15 protein-coding genes are annotated in these 21,199 nt (G+C 65.2%); 9 read left to right on the plus strand and 6 right to left on the minus strand.

The annotated features are described in order from the left end of the window. Nucleotides 1–94: 94 nt before the first annotated feature. The 3 genes from APT63_02835 to APT63_02845 form a co-directional block, all read right to left on the minus strand. Entirely contained in the window at nt 95–2,929 is a 2,835-nt protein-coding gene (locus APT63_02835; protein AMA44636.1) for a 4Fe-4S ferredoxin, read from the minus strand. Nucleotides 2,930–3,002: 73 nt separating this feature from the next. Further along, nucleotides 3,003–4,148 (minus strand): alpha-hydroxy-acid oxidizing enzyme, encoded by a 1,146-nt coding sequence (gene lldD / locus APT63_02840; protein ID AMA44637.1) that lies wholly within the window; start codon nt 4,146–4,148, stop codon nt 3,003–3,005. Between the two features lie 66 nt (nt 4,149–4,214). After that, nucleotides 4,215–5,879: an L-lactate permease gene (locus APT63_02845; protein ID AMA44638.1), complete on the minus strand. Its 1,665-nt coding sequence runs from the start codon at nt 5,877–5,879 to the stop codon at nt 4,215–4,217. Nucleotides 5,880–6,105: 226 nt separating this feature from the next. Between APT63_02845 and pdhR the strand changes: the two genes are divergently transcribed. Continuing rightward, nucleotides 6,106–6,873, plus strand: coding sequence for a transcriptional regulator PdhR (gene pdhR / locus APT63_02850; GenBank protein ID AMA44639.1), 768 nt, complete (start codon nt 6,106–6,108; stop codon nt 6,871–6,873). A gap of 276 nt (nt 6,874–7,149) precedes the next feature. Here the strand turns inward: pdhR and smpB are convergent, their stop codons facing one another. Then, a complete protein-coding gene (gene smpB, locus APT63_02855; GenBank protein AMA44640.1) occupies nt 7,150–7,632 on the minus strand; it encodes an SsrA-binding protein in 483 nt (160 codons plus the stop codon). A gap of 160 nt (nt 7,633–7,792) precedes the next feature. Here smpB and APT63_02860 point away from each other — a divergent pair, with 160 nt between their 5' ends. Then, nucleotides 7,793–8,227 (plus strand): ribosome association toxin RatA, encoded by a 435-nt coding sequence (locus APT63_02860; protein ID AMA44641.1) that lies wholly within the window; start codon nt 7,793–7,795, stop codon nt 8,225–8,227. Between the two features lie 81 nt (nt 8,228–8,308). On the opposite strand, the gene APT63_02865 is transcribed toward APT63_02860, so the two are convergent. Further along, complete coding sequence (locus APT63_02865) at nt 8,309–8,836, minus strand: hypothetical protein (GenBank protein ID AMA44642.1); 528 nt, start codon at nt 8,834–8,836, stop codon at nt 8,309–8,311. 97 nt (nt 8,837–8,933) lie between these two features. Here APT63_02865 and APT63_02870 point away from each other — a divergent pair, with 97 nt between their 5' ends. After that, nucleotides 8,934–9,341 (plus strand): Fur family transcriptional regulator, encoded by a 408-nt coding sequence (locus tag APT63_02870; protein AMA44643.1) that lies wholly within the window; start codon nt 8,934–8,936, stop codon nt 9,339–9,341. Nucleotides 9,342–9,523: 182 nt separating this feature from the next. Here the strand turns inward: APT63_02870 and APT63_02875 are convergent, their stop codons facing one another. Next, the gene (locus APT63_02875; GenBank protein AMA44644.1) at nt 9,524–11,194 is read right to left on the minus strand and encodes a DNA repair protein RecN; all 1,671 of its coding nucleotides are present in this window, start codon (nt 11,192–11,194) and stop codon (nt 9,524–9,526) included. A 296-nt stretch (nt 11,195–11,490) separates the two neighbouring features. Here APT63_02875 and APT63_02880 point away from each other — a divergent pair, with 296 nt between their 5' ends. From APT63_02880 to carB, 6 genes are all read left to right on the plus strand, one after another. Next, nucleotides 11,491–12,051: a molecular chaperone GrpE gene (locus tag APT63_02880; GenBank protein AMA44645.1), complete on the plus strand. Its 561-nt coding sequence runs from the start codon at nt 11,491–11,493 to the stop codon at nt 12,049–12,051. A 101-nt stretch (nt 12,052–12,152) separates the two neighbouring features. Beyond that, nucleotides 12,153–14,078: a molecular chaperone DnaK gene (gene dnaK, locus APT63_02885; GenBank protein AMA44646.1), complete on the plus strand. Its 1,926-nt coding sequence runs from the start codon at nt 12,153–12,155 to the stop codon at nt 14,076–14,078. Nucleotides 14,079–14,288: 210 nt separating this feature from the next. Next, a complete protein-coding gene (locus APT63_02890) occupies nt 14,289–15,413 on the plus strand; it encodes a molecular chaperone DnaJ (GenBank protein ID AMA44647.1) in 1,125 nt (374 codons plus the stop codon). A 13-nt stretch (nt 15,414–15,426) separates the two neighbouring features. Beyond that, nucleotides 15,427–16,233, plus strand: a complete 807-nt coding sequence (locus APT63_02895) for a 4-hydroxy-tetrahydrodipicolinate reductase (protein AMA44648.1) — start codon at nt 15,427–15,429, stop codon at nt 16,231–16,233. Between the two features lie 498 nt (nt 16,234–16,731). Beyond that, nucleotides 16,732–17,868, plus strand: coding sequence for a carbamoyl phosphate synthase small subunit (locus APT63_02900; GenBank protein ID AMA44649.1), 1,137 nt, complete (start codon nt 16,732–16,734; stop codon nt 17,866–17,868). Between the two features lie 107 nt (nt 17,869–17,975). Next, complete coding sequence (gene carB, locus APT63_02905) at nt 17,976–21,197, plus strand: carbamoyl phosphate synthase large subunit (protein ID AMA44650.1); 3,222 nt, start codon at nt 17,976–17,978, stop codon at nt 21,195–21,197. The last annotated feature ends 2 nt before the right edge of the window (nt 21,198–21,199 follow it).

The raw sequence follows: 21,199 nt of genomic DNA on the forward strand, positions 1-21,199 counted from the left end.
ATCTCCCATGAACGGCCCGGCTGGCCGGGCCTGGCAACATTTCGAATCGATATCGAACGCGGCCAGGCCTGTCAGCATGGGTGGCTTCAGGCCATCAGGCGGGTTCCGGTACGGGCGCGGTCTTGTTCAGCGGCCGTGTGACGCGGTCCACCAGGTAGACCAGGCCGTGGTAGTCGATGCCGCTGTGGTCGGAGAGGCCGATCTCGCAGGTGCGGCTGGTGGAGATACCTTCGCCGCAATACTGCACCGCGTCCTTGAGGCTGCGCAGGGCGTGGGCGTTCAGCTCGGGGGTGGTGAAGCCCTTGTCGCCGGCGAACCCGCAGCAGTGGATGCCTTCGGGGACGATCACCTGCGTGCTGCAGCGTCGGGCCAGGTCGATCAGGGCCTGGCTTTCGCCCAGGTGCTGGGTGCTGCAGGTCACGTGCACGGCAACGGGTTCGTCCTGGGGGGTGAACTCGAGCTTGTCGAGCAGGTAGGTGCGGATGAAGCGCACCGGGTCGTGCAGTTCCAGGCGGGTGTCGTCCAGGTCCTGGACCAGGCGCAGGGTGCAGGGGCTGGTGTCGCAGTAGATCGGGTCGATACCGCCGCGGCTGGCCTGGAGCAGGGCGTTGATCAGTTCCTGGCGCTTGAACTCGGCCTGTTCGGCATAGCCCTTGGAGGCGAAGGGTTGGCCGCAGCAGAGGCTGTCGGCGTTGTCGGGGAAGACCACCTGGTAGCCGGCCTTTTCCAGCAGGGCGCGGGTCTTGTCCAGCAGGGAGGTCTGCTCGCGGTCGCTGGCGGCCGGGCCCATGACGCGGGAGACGCAGGCGGCGAGGTAGACCACCCGTGGGCGTTGGTCCTGCTGGGTGGCCAGGGCGGGGGGTGTGCGCAGGGGCTGCGGCAGGGCCGGGGTCCACTGGGGCAGGCGGCCGCCGCTGGCCTGGGTGAGGGTGGCGCTGAGGCGGGCCAGGCGTGGGGCGCCAAGCAGTTTGCGGGCGCTGTTGGCGGCGGCCAGGGTCAGGCGGGCGCCGCGCAAGGTGGTGTGGAAGTGGTCGGCGAGCCAGTCGGCGGTCTTGGCGTGGGTGGCGGCCTGGGCGCGGAGCTTCTTCACCAGCTCGCCGGTGTTGATGCCGACCGGGCAGCGCTGGGCGCACAGGCCGGTGGCGGCGCAGGTGTCGATGCCTTGGTACTGGTAGGCCTGCATCAGCTCGCGAGTATCTTCGCCGGCGCGCTGGCGGGCCTGGATGTCGCGCCACATGACGATGCGCTGGCGTGGGCTGAGGGTCAGGCCCTTGGATGGGCACACCGGTTCGCAGAAGCCGCACTCGATGCACTTGTCGACGATGGCGTCGGCGGCGGGCAGCGGCTTGAGGTGCTTGAGGTGGATCTGCGGGTCGTCGCTGAGCACCACGTCGGGGTTGAGGATGCCGTCGGGGTCGAGCAGGCGTTTGAGCGTCCACATCAGCTGGTAGGCGTCGTGGCCCCACTCGAGTTCGACGAAGGGTGCCATGTTGCGGCCGGTGCCATGTTCGGCCTTGAGCGAGCCGCCGAATTCCACCGCCACCAACTGGGCGACGTCGTCCATGAAGGCCTGGTAGCGCGCCACTTCGGCGGGGCTGTTGAAGCCCTGGGTGAAGACGAAGTGCAGGTTGCCCTCCAGGGCATGGCCGAAGATGATCGCCTCGTCGTAGCGGTGCCGTTCGAACAGCTGGATCAGCCGGTTGACGCCTTCGGCCAGGCGTTCGACGGGGAAGGTGACGTCTTCGATGATCACCGTGGTGCCGGTCTGGCGCACGGCGCCGACGGCGGGGAAGGTGTCCTTGCGGATCTTCCACAGGAGGTTGTATACGCCTGGGTCTTCGCTAAAGTCGACCTTCTGCTCCAGGGGGAAGTGGACGATGGCGGCGCGCACCTGGTCGAGCTGCTCGTGCAACAGGCTCTGGGTGGCGGCGCGCGACTCGATCAGCAGGGCGCAGGCGCGGTCGGGCAAGGCCTTGACCCAGGTCGGCATGCCGACCATGTCCTGCACCGAGCGCAGGCTGCGGCGGTCGAGCAGTTCGACGGCCGAGACCGGCTGGCGCTTGAGCAGGGTCACGGCGTTGCAGCAGCTCTCGACGTCGGGGAAGACGATCAGCGCGGTGGCCTTGTGCGGGTGGTCGGGCACGGTGTCGTAGGTGACGGCGCTGATGAAGCCGAGCGTGCCTTCGGAGCCGACCATCAGGTGGCAGAGGATGTCCAGCGGCTGGTCGTAGTCCACCAGGGCGTTGAGCGACAGGCCGGTGGTGTTCTTCAGGCGGTACTTGTGGCGGATGCGTTCGGCCAGGGCGGTGTTGGCGCGGGTCTCGCGGCCCAGGCGCGCCAGTTCGGCGAGCAGCGGGGCGTGGCTGCGCTCGAAGGCGGCGACGCTGGCCGGGTCTTCGCTGTCCAGGCAGGTGCCGTCGGCCAGCACCAGGCGCAGGCCGGCCAGGGTGTGGTAGGTGTTCTGCGCGGTGCCGCAGCACATGCCGCTGGCGTTGTTGGCGACGATGCCGCCGATCTTGCAGGCGTTGATCGAGGCCGGGTCGGGGCCGATCTTGCGCCCGTAGGGGGCCAGCCAGGCATTGGCCTGGGCGCCGATGACGCCGGGTTGCAGGCGGATCTGCGCGCCGTTGTCGCGGATCTGCCGGCCGTTCCACTGGTCGCCCAGCACGATCAGCACCGAATCGCTGATGGCCTGGCCGGAGAGGCTGGTGCCGGCGGCGCGGAAGGTCAGCGAGACGCGGTCGCGCTGGGCCAGGTGGATCAGGCCGACCACCTCGTTCTCGGACTCGACGCGTACCACCAGCTGGGGGATCAGCCGGTAGAAGCTGGCATCGGTGCCGAAGGCCAGGGTCGAGGTCGGGTCGTCGAAGCGGCGCGCGGCCGGGATCAGGCGTTCGGCGTCGCGCAGGAAGGTGGCGGGCAGGCTCATGCAATCTCCTCGCGGGGCCGTGCCGTCTGGCGCGACAGGTGCCCCGGTCAATCGGGCGGTGTGAAGGGCGGGGTCAGGCGCCCAGTTCGCGCACCAGCGAGTCACGGCTGATCTCGCTGATGGACTTGGCACCGGTCAGCACCATGGCCACGCGCATTTCTTTTTCGAACAGGTCGAGCAGGTTTTTCACGCCGGCCTCGCCATGGGTCGCCAGGGCGTAGAGGAAGGCGCGGCCGATCAGCACGCTGTCGGCGCCGAGGGCGATCATGCGCACCACGTCCAGGCCGCTGCGGATGCCCGAGTCGGCGAGGATGGTCAGGTCGCCCTTGACCGCATCGGCGATCGCCGGCAACGCGCGGGCGCTGGACAGCACGCCGTCGAGCTGGCGGCCGCCGTGGTTGGAGACGACGATGCCGTCGGCGCCGAAGCGCACCGCGTCACGGGCGTCGTCGGCGTCGAGGATGCCCTTGATCAGCATAGGGCCGTCCCAGGTGTCGCGAATCCACTCCAGGTCCTTCCAGGAGATCGACGGGTCGAAGTTGGCGCCCAGCCAGCCGATGTAGTCGGCCAGGCCCGTGGGGTTGCCGCGGTACGCCGAGATGTTGCCCAGGTCGTGGGGGCGGCCGTTGATACCGACGTCCCAGGCCCACTGGGGGTGGGTCATGGCCTGCAGCACGCGGCGCAACGGGCCGTTGGCGCCGCTCATGCCGGAGTGGGCATCACGGTAGCGCGCGCCGGGCACCGGCATGTCGACGGTGAACACCAGGGTCTTGACCCCAGCGGCCTTGGCCCGCTCCAGGGCGTTGCGCATGAAGCCGCGGTCCTTGAGCACGTAGAGCTGGAACCACATGGGCCGGTCGATGGCCGTGGCGACTTCTTCGATCGGGCAGACCGAGACGGTGGACAGGGTGAAGGGGATGCCCTTGCTGGCGGCGGCGCGCGCGGCCTGCACTTCGCCGCGACGGGCGTACATCCCGGCCAGGCCGATCGGCGCCAGCGCCACCGGCATGCTTAGGGTCTCGTTGAACAGGCGGGTTTCCAGGCTCAGCTCGGACATGTTCTTCAGCACCCGCTGGCGCAGGGCGATGTCGGCCAGGTCCTGGACGTTGCGGCGCAGCGTGTGCTCGGCGTAGGCGCCACCGTCGGCGTAGTGGAACAGGAACGGTGGCAGCTTGCGTTGTGCGGCTGCGCGGTAGTCGGTCGAGGCGGAAATGATCATGGGATCTCGCAGCGTGAAGTGTGGGAAAAGGCCGGGCGCAGGTGTGCACGCCCGGCGTTCGTCACGTCAGTGCACCAGCATACCGGTCAGCCAGTAGGCCTGGACCAGGGTGATCAGGCCGACGATGGTGGCGAAGAACAGGCTGTGCTTGAGGGTGAAGCGGAACAGGTCCGATTCCTTGCCGACCAGCCCGGTGGCGGCGCAGGCCACGGCGATGGACTGGGGCGAAATCATCTTGCCGGTCACGCCGCCGCTGGTGTTGGCCGCCACCAGCAGAGTGTCGCTGACGCCGATCTGGTGGGCGGTGGTGGCCTGCAGCGAGCTGAACAGGGCATTGGACGAGGTGTCCGAGCCGGTCAGGAACACGCCCAGCCACCCGAGGAACGGCGAAAAGAACGGGAAGGCGGCGCCCGTGCCGGCCAGGACCAGGGCCATGGTCGACGACATGCCCGAGTAGTTGGTGACGAAGGCAAAGGCCAGCACCATGCCGATCGACAGGATCGGCCAGCGCAGTTCGTACAGCGTCTCTTTGAAAGTGGTCAGACCAGTTTTGACGTCGATCTTCAGTACCAGCATCGACAGCAGGGCGGAGAGGAAGATCGCGGTGCCGGTGGCGGAGATCGGGTCGAGCTTGAACACCGCTGGCATGGGCGTCGCGTTGACGACGATCGGCGCGGTCTTGATCACCAGCTGGTCGAGGTGCGGGATGGCGAAGTTGAACACCCAGTCGTACATCGCCCCGCCCGAGGCGAACGCGGCCTTGAACGGCTTGAGGGTCCAGACCGTCACCAGCACGGTGAGGATCAGGAACGGCGACCAGGCCTTGAAGATCTCGCCCAGGCTGTAGGGGCTGGGCTGAATGCCGCCGCCACTGGCGACCGCGGCGGTGCTGCCGGCCATGCTGGTCATGGCGCGCTTGGGCTGCCAGACCTTGAGGAACAGGGTCAGGGCGATCAGGCTGGCCAGGGCCGAGGTGATGTCCGGCAGTTCCGGGCCGATGAAGTTGGAGGTGAAGTACTGGGTGACGGCGAAGCTCAGGCCCGCCACCAGCGCGGCTGGCCAGGTTTCCTTCACGCCGCGCAGGCCGTCCATCATGAACACCAGCCAGAACGGCACGAACAGCGACAGCAGCGGCAGCTGGCGGCCGGTCATGGCGCCGATATGGAAGGCGTCGATGCCGGTTACCTGGCCGGCGACGATGATCGGGATGCCCAGGGCGCCGAAGGCCACCGGCGCGGTGTTGGCGATCAGGCACAGGCCGGCGGCGTACAGCGGGTTGAAGCCCAGGCCGACCAGCAGCGCGGCGGTGATCGCCACGGGCGCGCCGAAGCCGGCAGCACCTTCCAGGAAGGCCCCGAAACAGAAGCCGATCAGCAGCACCTGCAGGCGCTGGTCGTCGGTGATCGACAGCACCGAACTGCGAATGACCTCGAACTGGCCGCTCTTGACCGTGAGTTTGTAGAGGAACACGGCAGCGACGATGATCCAGGCGATCGGCCACAGCCCGTAGGCGAAGCCGTAGCCTGCGGCGGCGATGGCCATGTCGGCAGGCATCTGGAAAGCGAAGATCGCCACCAGGATCGACAGCGCCAAGGTGATGCTGCCGGCCACATGGCCTTTGAGGCGGAACACGGCCAGAGCCAGGAAGAAGAACACGATCGGGATGACGGCGGCGAGCGCGGACAGGCCCAGGCTGCCAAGCGGCGAGTAGAGTTGTTGCCAGGTTTGCATAATGGGGTGGCCCCTAATTGTTGTTGGTCATGCGCTGGCATTGTAAATTGGTAATACCAATTTACAATGTGGAGTGAGTAGGGTAAAAGCCTCGCCCAGGGTGTGTCAATTTGTCTCGGTGTCGACGTTGGTCGCAAGGCGATCGGCGGTGGCGCGGGTGGATGTCGCGCGGTAGTGGATGAGCGACAATGCGCGCCTGTGAGCGCGTGGTGAAGGAGTGCGTCAGATGGTGTTTGATCAGGTTCGCCAGCGGCGGTTGTCCGACGATATCGTCGAGCGCCTGGAAGCGATGATTCTCGAGGGCACCTTGACCTCCGGGCAACGCCTGCCGGCCGAGCGCGCGCTGGCCGAGCAGTTCGGCGTGTCGCGGCCTTCGCTGCGCGAGGCGATCCAGAAGCTGGTGGCCAAGGGGCTGTTGGTCAGTCGCCAGGGGGGCGGCAACTATGTGGCCGAGTCATTGGGGTCGACGTTCAGTGATCCGCTGCTGAACCTGCTCGAGCACAGCGGGGATGCCCAGCGGGATCTGCTGGAGTTTCGCCATACGCTGGAGGCTTCATGCGCGTATTACGCGGCCCAGCGTGCGACCGAGCCGGACCGGGAGCGGCTCAAGGCGGCGTTCGATGCGCTGCAGGATTGCTATTCACGGGCCGACCGCGTGAGCCGGGCGGAGGAGGGCGCTGCCGATGCGCGTTTCCACCTGGCGATTGCCGAGGCGAGCCACAACGCGGTGCTGCTGCACACGATCCGCGGGTTGTTCGACCTGCTCAAGCGCAACGTGGTGACCAATATTGGCGGCATGTATCAGCAGCGGGCGGAGACGCGGGACATGCTGATCACGCAGCACCGGGCGCTGTACCTGGCGATCGTCGAAGGTCGGGCGGATGAGGCGCGGGAGGTGTCCAGTCAGCACATTCTGTATGTGCAGGAGGTGTTGCAGGAGGCGCAGCAGGAGGCCCAGCGGGTGGCGAGGGCGGAGCGGCGGAGTGGGCGGTGAGTGGCTGAGTGTTTGGGGATTGATGTGAGAGGGGGTGGGCGGGGTTTACGGCCCTTGCAGGGCCGATCGCGGCCGGTCCGGCGCCCCGGCAGGGGCTGCTCCTACACCGACCGCGGCGGCTCAGGCGAACGCGATCTCCTGTAGGAGCGGCCCCTGTGCCGCGATTGGGCCCGCAGGGCCCACAAAACCAGCAACGCCGATCAAAAGCAGCAGTGCGGTACTCGGCACCCGAGATACAACGGTGTGCCAGGCGGCTACACGCCACCCAAATCCACCTTACTCGTCCTTGCCCTTGCTCCGCACGGCCCGCTGCATTTCGCGGTTGGAATCGCGCTCGCGCTCGGTGTCGCGCTTGTCGTATTCCTTCTTGCCCTTGCCCAGCGCGATCTCGCACTTGATCAGGTGCTTGCTCCAGTACAACGCCAGGGCCACGCAGGTGTAGCCCTTCTGCGCGACCGCCGCCTCGACGCGTTCGAGCTCGCGCTTGTTCAGCAGCAGCTTGCGCGTGCGTTGCGGGTCGGCGATGACGTGGGTGCTGGCCGCCGTCAGGGGGGTGATGTGGCTGCCGAACAGCCAGGCCTCGCCATCCTTGAGCAGCACGTAGCTGTCCGTCAGGTGGGCCTTGCCCGCTCGCAGGCTTTTTACTTCCCAACCGGACAGGACCAGTCCGGCCTCGAACTTGTGTTCGATGAAGTAATCGTGTCGCGCTTTCTTGTTCTGCGCGATGGTCCCGGTCGGATGTTTCTTTTGCTTAGCCATAGGGTTGGCATTATAAGCAGCGGTTTGCGTTGTCGGCTACGGGATTTCTGCATGCTTGAGCCTGCCGGACGAAACCCGGACAATACAGGCACTGTCTTTCCTACAGGACAGGTCCAGAGGCGCCACACGGCGCTGCCGCCCCCGCTTTGGAAGTGATGCCTTGACTACCCATATCCAACGTTCCGCCTTGCTGCCTTATCCCGCCCAGGCGCTCTACGATCTGGTCAATGATGTGGCCAGCTATCCACAGTTCCTGCCCTGGTGCTCGGCCGCGACGGTGCTCGAGTCCAGCGACACGCACATGCGCGCCAAGCTGGAAGTGGCCAAGGGCGGGATGAGCCAGCAGTTCGTCACCCGCAACATCCTGGTGCCGGGCCAGTCCATCGAGATGAACCTCGAGGAAGGGCCGTTCACCCAGCTGCACGGTGTCTGGGTGTTCAAGCCCCTGGGCGACAAAGCCTGCAAGATCAGCCTGGACCTGGCGTTCGATTACGCCGGGCCTATCGTGCGGGCGACCCTCGGGCCGTTGTTCAACCAGGCGGCCAACACCCTGGTCGACGCGTTCTGCCAGCGCGCCAAGCAGCTGCACGGCTGAATGCAAAACGGCCCGTCCAGTGACTGGACGGGCCGTTTCAGGCGAGCGCGGGTGGCGAGGCGACCCGCGAGGTCGACGCTGTTACTGCGGAGACGTCTCGAGCGGCGCCGGTGTCGGCACGGGCGTGGTCTCGATGGTGTCGATCTCGCGCTGGATCGACTCTTCCAGCGAACCAGGCTTGGCAGGCTGCTCGGCCGGTTGCGGCTGGCCGTTTTCATCCACGGGCGTAACGGTGGTGTCACCGCTGCCTTCGAGGATCGCCTGGTCCTTGCTCACGCCTGGCATGAAGTCGCCAGACAGGTTGACCAGTTGGTCGCTGTCGTTGAAGAAGACGCTCATGCGCTCTTGCTGACGCTGGCCACCACCGGGCTGCAGGGTATAGAGATAATCCCAGCGATTGGTGTTGAACGTGTCCTGAAGCAGCGGGTTGCCCATGATAAACCTTACCTGGCGCCGGGTCATTCCGGGGCGCAATTGGTCTATCATGTCCTGCGTGACGACATTGCCCTGCTGGATGTCGATTTTGTAAACCCCGGGAAACGAGCAACCGGCGAGTGCGAGCAGTCCCACGAAGGTGAGGCTGGTTAGCAAGAGCTTGGTGTTTTGCATCGGTGGGCGACTTCCACTATCTTGGCTGGACAACGTAAACCCCGATCATACCCGTATTAAGAGAAGCTGCGAAGCAGCATCGGCGAGAAAGCTGACCATGGTTGAAAATAGCGAATTACGCAAAGCCGGTCTCAAGGTGACACTGCCTCGAGTCAAGATCCTCCAGATGCTCGACCTGAACGAGCAGCGCCACATGAGCGCCGAGGATGTGTACAAGGCACTGATGGAGGCCGGCGAGGACGTGGGTCTGGCGACCGTTTACCGTGTCCTGACCCAGTTCGAAGCGGCTGGCCTGGTCGTGCGTCACAACTTCGACGGCGGTCACGCCGTGTTCGAATTGGCGGATGGCGGCCACCACGACCATATGGTCAACGTGGATTCCGGCGAAGTCATCGAGTTCTTCGACGCAGAGATCGAGCGGCGTCAGAAAGAGATCGTGCAGGAGCACGGTTACGAACTGGTGGACCATAACCTGGTCCTGTACATCCGCGCCAAGAAGGCGTGACCTGAGGGGGTATAGGGCGGCGAGGGCGGTGTGACAGCCGGTGCCGCCTGACCTGGACGACCGGGAGCCGGTCAGCGTCTCAACGGATCGGGGCGGCGCGCTTCCCGTCCAGGGCTGCCGTCTCGGCGGCACCTCTTCTTGGCAGGCGGCCCCAGGGCGCACCTGCCAGCCCCTTCCTTCCTTTATTTACCGCTGACGACCATCTTGCGTGCGTGGGCCAGGGATTCCTTGGTCAGGTCGATGCCGCCCAGCATGCGCGCCACCTCTTCTACCCGTTCCCGTTTGCCCAGGCTGGCGACTGCCGTGTGGGTGGTGTCGCTGTGTCGAACCTTGTGCACGAACAGGTGATGGTGCCCTTGCGCCGCCACCTGGGGCAGGTGGGTGACCGTCAGCACCTGGCCGCGATCGCCCAGGCGTCGCAGCAGTTGACCGACGATCTCGGCGGTCGGGCCACCGATGCCGACGTCGACTTCGTCGAAGACCAATGTCGGGATGCGCGAGGTCTGTGCGGTGATCACCTGGATCGCCAGGCTGATGCGTGACAGCTCGCCACCGGACGCGACTTTCGCCAGACCCTTGAGGGGCTGCCCCGGGTTGGCGCTGACCAGCAGTTCGACCGACTCCAGGCCGTGGGGCGAAAGATCGTCGCCGTTCAGCGGTGTCAGCGCGATGTGGAAGCGCCCGCCCGGCATGCCCAGCCGCTGGATCTCCTGCTCGACGGCATTGGCCAGTTGGCCGGCCGCCTGGTGGCGCAGGCCGCTGAGTTCGGCAGCCTTGAGCTGGTAGTGCTTGGCGTACGCGGCCAGCTCTTCACCCAGGCGTTCGACCGATTCATCGCTGGCGTTGAGGCCTTCGAGTTCGTCGATCAGGCGTTGCTGCAGTTCGGGTAGCTCGCTGGGTTGCACGCGGTGCTTGCGCGCCAGGGTGTACAGCGCATCGAGACGTTCTTCGAGGGCCTGCAGGCGCATCGGGTCGGCATCGAAATGGTCGAGGAAGCGGTTGAGTTCACCGACCGCTTCTTCGATCTGGATCTGTGCGCTGGCGATCAGGTTGGCCGCTTCGCCCAGGGCCTTGGGCCCGTCGCCGGTATTGCCCAGGCGACTGAGGCAGGCGCTCAGCACGCTGAGCACGTTGCCCGAATCGCTTTCGCTGCACTGGTCGATGACCTGGCGGCAGACGCCGAACAGGGCTTCGGCGTTGGTCAGGTTCTTATGCTCCTGCTCGAGCAGCTCCAGTTCGTTCTCGCCCAGGTTGAGGTTTTCGAGTTCCTCGAGCTGGTAGCTGAGCAGCTGGTGCCGCGCGCGCTGCTCGTCGCTGGAGTTGGACAGGCGCTCCAGCTCCTGGCGCGTCTGTCGCCAGCGCTGGGCGGCCAGTTGCACCTGGCGGGCCAAGTCGCTGGCGCCGGCGTACTCGTCGAGCAGGCGGCGGTGGGTGTCGGTCTTGAGCAGGGACTGGTGCTCGTGCTGGCTGTGGATGTCGATCAGCAGCTCGCCCAGGGCCTTCAGGTCGCCGAGCGGGCAGGGCGTGCCGTTGATGTAGCCACGGCTGCGGCCTTCGGCGGTGATCACCCGGCGCAGGATGCACGGGCCATCCTGCTCCAGGTCGCGTTCCACCAGCCAGGCATGGGCCTCGGGGATATCGACCAGGTCGAAGGTGGCCAGGATGTCGGCCTTGTCGGCGCCCGGGCGAACCACCCCGCAGTCGGCGCGATCGCCCAGGGCCAGGCCCAAGGCATCGAGCATGATCGACTTGCCGGCGCCGGTCTCGCCGGTGATGACGCTCATGCCGCGTGCAAGCTCGAGGTCAAGGTGTTCGACGATGGCGTAGTTGTGGATCGACAGATGCACCAGCATGGGCGGCTCCCGAGGGGTCAGGTCTGGTTATACATTCAGGTCTGGTTATTTATACAGTTCGCACGAAAGCGTGGCAATGCCCATTGGCCGGGTGGTGTTTGGCAGGGTGTTGCACGCGGAGGGCAAAGGCGCGTACCAGGCCGAGATTTAGTGAGCGCCGCGCCGGTTCGCGAGGTCGAAGCCAGCACGCCGATCACGACGGGCGGTCAGCCCTTGAAGCTGGCATTTCAGCCCCCATATATCCGGCAGACCAGCGAGCACGCCTCGCACAGACCCATTTGCGCAGGAGAGAGACCATGGCTGACGAACAGCTGGACGAGAACATCCTTAACGGCAACGTCGACGAAACCGGCGCGGACGAGCTCAGTGCCCGTGTCCAGGTGCTCGAGGAGCAGCTGGCCGCCGCCCAGGATCAATCCCTGCGTGCCGTCGCGGACCTGCAGAACGTGCGCCGCCGCGCCGAGCAGGATGTCGAGAAGGCGCACAAGTTCGCGCTGGAGAAGTTCGCCGGTGACCTGCTGCCGGTCATCGACAGCCTCGAGCGTGGCCTGGAGCTGTCCAGCGCCGACGACGAGACGATCAAGCCGATGCGCGAAGGCATCGAGCTGACCCTGAAGATGTTCAGCGACACCCTGGCACGCTACAACCTGCAGCCGATCGACCCGCACGGCGAGCCGTTCAACGCCGAGCATCACCAGGCCATGGCCATGCAGGAAAGCGCCGACGTCGAGCCCAACAGCGTGCTCAAGGTGTTCCAGAAGGGCTACCTGCTCAACGGTCGCCTGCTGCGCCCCGCCATGGTGGTGGTCAGCAAGGCGCCGACGGCAGCGCAACCTTCTATCGATGAAAAGGCTTGAAATCCTTCCGGGCATCCCCATCTAGGTGTCAAGCACTCACGTATTGCCGCAGTTGGCCTCAGCCGCCGCTGTAACCTAATTCAAGTTTCGGGAGAGTTTACATGGGCAAGATCATCGGTATCGACCTGGGGACCACCAACTCGTGCGTCTCCATCCTCGAAAACGGTAACGTCAAGGTCATCGAGAACGCCGAAGGCGCGCGCACCACGCCGTCCATCGTCGCTTACGCCAACGACGGTGAGATCCTGGTCGGCCAGTCCGCCAAGCGCCAGGCCGTGACCAACCCGCACAACACCCTGTTCGCGGTGAAGCGCCTGATCGGCCGTCGCTTCGAAGAAGACGTCGTGCAGAAAGACATCAAGCTGGTGCCGTACAAGATCGTCAAGGCGAACAACGGTGACGCCTGGGTCGAGGCCTCCGGCAAGGAAATGGCGCCGCCGCAGATCAGCGCCGAAGTCCTGAAGAAGATGAAGAAGACCGCCGAAGACTACCTCGGCGAAGCGGTGACCGAAGCGGTCATCACCGTACCGGCCTACTTCAACGACAGCCAGCGTCAGGCTACCAAGGACGCCGGTCGCATCGCCGGTCTGGACGTCAAGCGCATCATCAACGAGCCGACCGCCGCGGCCCTGGCCTACGGCATGGACAAGGCCAAGGGCGACCACACCGTGATCGTCTATGACCTGGGTGGTGGTACCTTCGACGTCTCGGTCATCGAGATCGCCGAAGTCGACGGCGAGCACCAGTTCGAAGTGTTGGCCACCAACGGCGACACCTTCCTGGGTGGCGAAGACTTCGACATGCGCCTGATCGACTACCTCGTCGACGAGTTCAAGAAAGAGTCCGGCATGGACCTGAAGAACGATCCACTGGCCCTGCAGCGTCTGAAAGAAGCCGCTGAAAAAGCCAAGATCGAGCTGTCCTCGGCCCAGTCGACCGACGTCAACCTGCCGTACATCACTGCCGATGCGACCGGTCCGAAGCACTTGAACGTGAAGATCTCCCGCGCCAAGCTGGAATCGCTGGTCGAAGACCTGGTCAAGCGCACCATCGAGCCATGCCGCACCGCGCTGAAAGACGCCGGTATCGACGCCAGCAAGATCGACGACGTGATCCTGGTCGGTGGTCAGACCCGTATGCCGATGGTGCAGAAGGCCGTGGCCGACTTCTTCGGCAAGGAAGCACGCAAGGACGTCAACCCGGACGAAGCCGTCGCCATGGGTGCTGCCATCCAGGGCGCCGTTCTGGCCGGTGACGTGAAGGACGTGCTGCTGCTGGACGTCAGCCCGCTGACCCTGGGTATCGAAACCATGGGCGGCGTGATGACCGCGCTGATCGAGAAGAACACCACCATCCCGACCAAGAAGTCGCAGGTGTTCTCGACCGCCGACGACAACCAGAACGCCGTGACCATTCACGTGCTGCAAGGTGAGCGCAAGCAGGCGTCGCAGAACAAGTCCCTGGGCAAGTTCGACCTGGCCGACATCCCGCCAGCCCCACGCGGCGTGCCACAGATCGAAGTGACCTTCGACATCGACGCCAACGGCATCCTGCACGTCGGTGCGAAGGACAAGGCCACCGGCAAGCAGCAGTCGATCGTCATCAAGGCCAACTCCGGTCTGTCGGACGACGAAATCGAGCGCATGGTGCGTGACGCCGAGGCCAATGCCGAGGAAGACCGCAAGTTCGAAGAGCTGGTCGCTGCCCGCAACCAGGGTGACGCGCTGGTCCACTCGACCCGCAAGATGGTCACCGATGCAGGCGACAAGGTGACGGCCGAAGAGAAGTCTTCGATCGAGTCCGCCGTGGTTGCCCTGGAAGCTGCCCTGAAAGGCGACGACAAGGCTGCCATCGACGCTAAGGTCGAAGAGCTGTCCAAGGTCTCTGCTCCAGTCGCGCAGAAGATGTACGCCGAGCAAGGCGAGCAGGCGCAAGGCGGTGCCCAGCAGCAGGCTGAGCCCGAAGCGAAAAAGGACGACGTGGTCGACGCCGAGTTCGAAGAAGTGAAAGACAACAACAAGCAGTAATCCCTGCAAGTTGTCGGCCAGTTGATCGCCTGGGGGCGATCAACTGGTAGGATGTCGCCGCGCGGGGGCTTGCTCCCGCGTTGGCGTGTCTGGAACACGAGAATTTTTACGGCATCTGTCTGGGCGCTTCCGAGTGTGGCGGCAGGTGCTGTCGGCACGGCGCATGATGCGCAGAGGTTTGCCGAACGCCCTCAAGAGTGCAAATGACCTATGGCAAAGCGTGATTATTATGAGGTGCTGGGTGTCGAGCGCGGCGCCAGTGAAGCTGACCTCAAGAAGGCCTATCGCCGTCTGGCGATGAAGCACCACCCGGACCGTAACCCGGGTGACAAAGAATCCGAGGACATGTTCAAGGAGGCCAACGAGGCCTACGAAGTGCTGTCCGACGCCAGCAAGCGTGCAGCGTACGACCAGTACGGCCATGCCGGTGTCGACCCGAGCATGGGTGGTGGCGGCGCTGGGTTCGGCGGCGCGAACTTCTCGGACATCTTCGGTGATGTCTTCAGCGACTTCTTCGGCGGTGGCCGGGGCGGCGGTCGCGGTGGCGCCCAGCGTGGCAGCGACCTGCGCTACACCCTCGAACTGAACCTGGAAGAAGCGGTGCGCGGCACCACCGTCAGCATCCGCGTGCCGACTCTGGTCAACTGCGCGCCGTGCGATGGCACCGGTGCCAAGAAGGGCTCCTCGCCGATCTCCTGCCCGACCTGTGGCGGCATCGGCCAGGTGCGCATGCAGCAAGGCTTCTTCTCCGTTCAGCAAACCTGCCCGCGCTGCCATGGCCAGGGCAAGATCATCAGCGACCCATGCACGTCCTGCCAGGGCGAAGGGCGCGTCGAAGAGTACAAGACGCTGTCGGTCAAGGTGCCGCCAGGCGTCGACACGGGCGATCGCATCCGTCTGTCCGGGGAAGGCGAGGCCGGTACCCAGGGCGGCCCGACGGGCGACCTGTACGTGGTCATCAGCGTGCGCGAGCACTCGATCTTCCAGCGCGACGGCAAGCACCTGTACTGCGAAGTGCCGATCAGCTTCATCGAAGCGGCGCTGGGCGGTGAACTCGAAGTGCCGACGCTCGATGGTCGCGTCAAGCTGAAGATTCCGGAAGGCACCCAGACTGGCAAGCAGTTCCGCCTGCGCGGCAAGGGCGTCGCGCCCGTGCGCGGTGGTGCACCGGGCGACCTGCTGTGCCGCGTGGCCGTGGAGACCCCGGTCAATCTCAGCCGCCGTCAGCGCGAGCTGCTCGAGGAGCTGCGTGATTCGCTGCAGGTCGACAGTTCCCACTCGCCCAAGGCCAGTGGCTGGTTCGACGGCGTGAAGCGCTTCTTCGGCGATCTCTGACAAGGAACACGACATGCGACGTATTGCGGTGATGGGCGCGGCAGGGCGGATGGGCAAGACGCTCATCGAGGCCGTGCAGCAACAGGCGCCAAGTGCGGGTTTGACGGCCGCGGTCGACAAGCCCGACAGCTCGCTGGTCGGTGCCGATGCCGGCGAGCTGGCGGCACTGGGCCGGATCGGTGTGCCCCTGTGCGGGGACCTGGCCAAGGTGGCGGACGAGTTCGATGTGCTCATCGACTTCACGCACCCGTCGGTGACCCTGAAGAACCTGGCCTTCTGCCGCAAGGCGGGCAAGGCCATGGTGATCGGCACCACGGGCTTCACGACCGATGAAAAGGCCCTGCTGGCCGAGGCGGGCAAAGAGATTCCGATCGTCTTCGCCGCCAACTTCAGCATCGGCGTCAACCTCTGCCTCAAGCTGCTCGACACGGCGGCTCGCGTGCTGGGCGACGAGGTGGACATCGAGATTCTCGAGGCGCACCACCGGCACAAGGTCGATGCGCCGTCCGGGACCGCATTGCGCATGGGTGAGGTCGTGGCTCAGGCGCTGGGGCGCGATCTGGATGAAGTGGCCGTGTACGGTCGCGAAGGCCAGACCGGCGCGCGGGACCGCAAGACCATCGGTTTTGCCACCGTGCGTGCAGGCGACGTGGTCGGCGATCACACCGTGCTGTTCGCAGCCGAAGGCGAGCGCGTGGAGATCACCCACAAGGCCTCGAGCCGCATGACCTTCGCCAAGGGCGCGGTCCGTGCCGCGCTGTGGCTGGATGGGCGCGCGCCTGGGTTGTATGACATGCAGGATGTGCTGGATCTGCGTTGAGTAAAGGTGGGTGCCTGGGCTGGTAAGGTCAGGTGCCTGCCGTGGGCTTTCAGCGGGGCGGTGCGGGTGGGTCATGCTGGCTGGCAGTGGTGTGGCGGATTGGCGGGTCCTGCGGACCCGATCGCGGCACTGGGGCCGCTCCCACAGGTGACCGCGATAGCCTGCAACCCCGCGGTGGGACTACGGGTGTAGGAGCGGCCCCTGCCGGGGCGCCGGACCGGCCGCGATCGGGTCCGCAGGACCCGCAAAGGCCTGCACCTCCTTCTCCGGGCATGCCACGCAAACAGGCCCCACGATCTACCCATGTCGCCATCCCATGTTTTTCAGGCACATATCCGGTAGACCCAAAACCCTCACTCCTGTAAGCTACAGCTTTAGTGTGTCCACTAAAAGCGCGCAGATAATCAGCATATTAAAGCGGAGTGACGTGTCCATACGTCATTCCGCTTTTTTGCAACCTGCGATCGCCCTTTCAGGCTTGATTTACGGGAGGTCTTCTTGACTAAGCCAGCCATACTCGCCCTTGCCGATGGCAGCATTTTTCGCGGTGAAGCCATTGGAGCCGACGGGCAGACCGTTGGTGAGGTGGTGTTCAACACCGCAATGACCGGCTACCAGGAAATTCTCACGGACCCTTCCTACGCCCAGCAAATCGTCACCCTGACCTACCCGCACATCGGTAACACCGGCACCACCGCCGAAGACGCCGAATCCAACCGTGTCTGGTCCGCCGGCCTGGTCATCCGCGACCTGCCGCTGCTGGCCAGCAACTGGCGCAACACCCAGTCGCTGCCTGATTACCTCAAGGCCAACAACGTTGTCGCCATCGCCGGTATCGACACCCGTCGCCTGACCCGCATCCTGCGTGAGAAGGGCGCCCAGAACGGTTGCATCCTGGCCGGTGACGACATCACCGAGGAAGCGGCGATCGCTGCAGCCCGCGGCTTCCCGGGCCTGAAAGGCATGGACCTGGCCAAGGTCGTGAGCACCCAGGAGCGCTACGAGTGGCGCTCCGGTGTCTGGGACCTCAAGACCGACAGCCACCCGACCATCGATGCTGCCGACCTGCCGCATCACGTCGTCGCCTTCGACTACGGCGTCAAGGTCAACATCCTGCGCATGATGGTCGACCGCGGTTGCCGCCTGACCGTCGTACCGGCACAGACCCCGGCCAGCGAAGTGCTGGCGCTGAACCCGGACGGCGTGTTCCTCTCCAACGGCCCGGGCGACCCCGAGCCGTGCGACTACGCGATCCAGGCGATCAAGGACATCCTCGAAACCGACATCCCGGTCTTCGGCATCTGCCTGGGTCACCAGCTGCTGGCCCTGGCCTCCGGTGCCAAGACCGTGAAGATGGGTCATGGCCACCACGGCGCCAACCACCCCGTGCAGGACATCGACTCCGGCGTGGTGATGATCACCAGCCAGAACCACGGTTTCGCCGTCGACGAAGCGACCCTGCCGAGCAACGTGCGCGCCATCCACAAGTCGCTGTTCGACGGCACCCTGCAGGGCATCGAGCGTACCGACAAGAGCGCGTTCAGCTTCCAGGGCCACCCCGAGGCGAGCCCAGGGCCGACCGACGTCGCGCCGCTGTTCGACCGCTTCATCGATGCCATGGCCAAGCGCCGCTAAGCATCCTGCTCCAGGGCTCCCGGACCGGCACACGCCGCGTCCGGACGCGCCCGACCAAGATCGTTCAAGACGGCTTGCCGACTGACCCGCGGATTTGAGTGACAACCATGCCAAAACGTACAGACATCAAAAGCATCCTGATTCTCGGCGCTGGCCCGATCGTGATCGGCCAGGCCTGCGAATTCGACTACTCCGGCGCCCAGGCCTGCAAGGCCCTGCGCGAGGAGGGGTTCCGCGTCATCCTGGTGAACTCCAACCCGGCCACCATCATGACCGACCCGTCGATGGCCGACGCCACCTACATCGAGCCGATCAAGTGGCAGTCGGTGGCCAAGATCATCGAGAAGGAGCGCCCTGACGCGGTGCTGCCGACCATGGGTGGCCAGACCGCGCTGAACTGCGCCCTGGACCTGGAGCGCCATGGCGTGCTCGAGCAGTTCGGCGTGGAAATGATCGGTGCCAACGCCGACACCATCGACAAGGCCGAAGACCGTTCGCGCTTCGACAAGGCCATGAAGGCCATCGGCCTGGAATGCCCGCGTTCCGGCATCGCCCACAGCATGGACGAAGCCAACGCCGTCCTCGAGCGCCTGGGCTTCCCGTGCATCATCCGTCCGTCCTTCACCATGGGCGGCACCGGGGGTGGCATCGCCTACAACCGTGAAGAATTCGAAGAGATCTGCGCCCGTGGTCTGGACCTGTCGCCGACCAAGGAACTGCTGATCGACGAATCGCTGATCGGCTGGAAGGAATACGAGATGGAGGTGGTCCGCGACAAGAAGGACAACTGCATCATCGTCTGCTCCATCGAGAACTTCGACCCGATGGGCGTGCACACCGGCGACTCGATCACTGTCGCTCCGGCCCAGACCTTGACCGACAAGGAATACCAGATCATGCGCAACGCCTCGCTGGCGGTGCTGCGTGAGATCGGTGTCGAAACCGGCGGCTCCAACGTGCAGTTCGGCATCTGCCCGGACACCGGCCGCATGGTCGTCATCGAGATGAACCCGCGGGTGTCGCGTTCCTCGGCGCTGGCCTCCAAGGCCACCGGCTTCCCGATCGCCAAGATCGCCGCCAAGCTGGCCGTCGGCTACACCCTCGACGAGCTGCAGAACGACATCACCGGCGGTCGTACCCCGGCTTCGTTCGAACCGTCGATCGACTACGTCGTCACCAAGCTGCCACGCTTCGCCTTCGAGAAATTCCCCAAGGCCGACGCCCGCCTGACCACCCAGATGAAGTCGGTCGGTGAAGTCATGGCCATCGGCCGGACCTTCCAGGAATCCCTGCAGAAAGCCCTGCGCGGCCTGGAAGTCGGCGCCTGCGGCCTCGACCCGAAAGTCGACCTGGCCAGCCCGGAAGCGGCCAGCACCCTCAAGCGCGAACTGACCGTGCCGGGCGCCGAGCGTATCTGGTACGTGGCCGATGCCTTCCGTGCCGGCATGACCCGCGACGAGATCTTCGCCCTGACCAGCATCGACCACTGGTTCCTGGTGCAGATCGAAGACCTCATCAAGGATGAGGAAAAGATCAAGACCCTGGGCCTGGCCGACATCGACGCCCACCTGATGCGTCGCCTCAAGCGCAAGGGCTTCTCCGACCAGCGCCTGGCGAAACTGCTCGGGATCACCGACAAGAACCTGCGCCGTCATCGCCACAAGCTGGACGTGCTGCCGGTCTACAAGCGCGTCGACACCTGCGCTGCCGAGTTCGCCACCGACACCGCCTACCTGTACTCCACCTACGAGGAAGAGTGCGAGGCCAACCCGTCGACGCGCGACAAGATCATGATCCTCGGCGGCGGCCCCAACCGTATCGGCCAGGGCATCGAGTTCGACTACTGCTGCGTCCATGCGGCCCTGGCGCTGCGTGAAGATGGTTATGAAACCATCATGGTCAACTGCAACCCCGAGACCGTGTCGACCGACTACGACACCTCCGACCGCCTGTACTTCGAGCCACTGACCCTGGAAGACGTGCTGGAAGTCTGCCGCGTCGAGAAGCCCAAGGGCGTCATCGTCCACTACGGCGGCCAGACCCCGCTGAAACTGGCTCGCGCCCTGGAAGAGGCCGGCGTACCGATCATCGGCACCAGCCCGGACGCCATCGACCGCGCCGAAGACCGCGAGCGCTTCCAGCAGATGGTGCAGCGCCTGAACCTGCTGCAGCCGCCGAACGCCACCGTGCGCAGCGAAGACGAAGCCATCCGTGCCGCCGGCGACATCGGCTACCCGCTGGTGGTGCGTCCTTCGTACGTGCTGGGCGGTCGCGCCATGGAGATCGTCTACGAACTGGACGAGCTCAAGCGCTACCTGCGTGAAGCGGTCCAGGTCTCCAACGACAGCCCGGTGCTGCTCGACCACTTCCTCAACTGCGCCATCGAGATGGACGTGGATGCGGTCTGCGACGGCACCGACGTGGTGATCGGCGCGATCATGCAGCACATCGAACAGGCCGGCGTTCACTCCGGTGACTCGGCCTGCTCGCTGCCGCCGTACTCGCTGAGCCAGGAAGTCCAGGACGAAGTCCGCGAGCAGGTGCGCAAGATGGCCCTGGAGCTGGGCGTGGTCGGCCTGATGAACGTGCAGCTGGCCCTGCAGGGCGACAAGATCTACGTGATCGAGGTCAACCCGCGCGCCTCGCGTACCGTGCCGTTCGTGTCCAAGTGCATCGGCACCTCCCTGGCGATGATCGCCGCGCGCGTCATGGCCGGCAAGACGCTCAAGGAACTGGGCTTCACCGAAGAAATCATCCCGAACTTCTACAGCGTCAAGGAAGCCGTCTTCCCGTTCGCCAAGTTCCCGGGCGTGGACCCGATCCTCGGCCCAGAGATGAAGTCCACCGGTGAAGTGATGGGCGTGGGCGACAGCTTCGGCGAAGCCTTCGCCAAGGCCCAGATGGGCGCCAGCGAAGTGCTGCCGACCGGTGGCACCGCCTTCATCAGTGTGCGTGACGACGACAAGCCGCAAGTCGCGGGCGTGGCCCGTGACCTGATCGGCCTGGGCTTCGAGATCGTGGCCACTGCCGGCACCGCCAAGGTGATCGAGCAGGCCGGTCTGAAGGTGCGTCGCGTCAACAAAGTGACCGAGGGGCGCCCTCATGTGGTCGACATGATCAAGAACGACGAAGTATCGTTGATCATCAACACCACCGAAGGCCGTCAGTCGATCGCTGACTCCTACTCGATCCGCCGCAACGCGCTGCAGCACAAGATCTACTGCACCACGACCATTGCCGCGGGTGAAGCCATCTGCGAAGCGCTGAAGTTCGGTCCGGAAAAGACCGTGCGCCGCTTGCAGGATCTGCACGCAGGACTCAAACCATGAGC

This window comes from Pseudomonas monteilii, from assembly GCA_001534745.1.
Taxonomy (GTDB): Bacteria; Pseudomonadota; Gammaproteobacteria; order Pseudomonadales; family Pseudomonadaceae; genus Aquipseudomonas; species Aquipseudomonas alabamensis.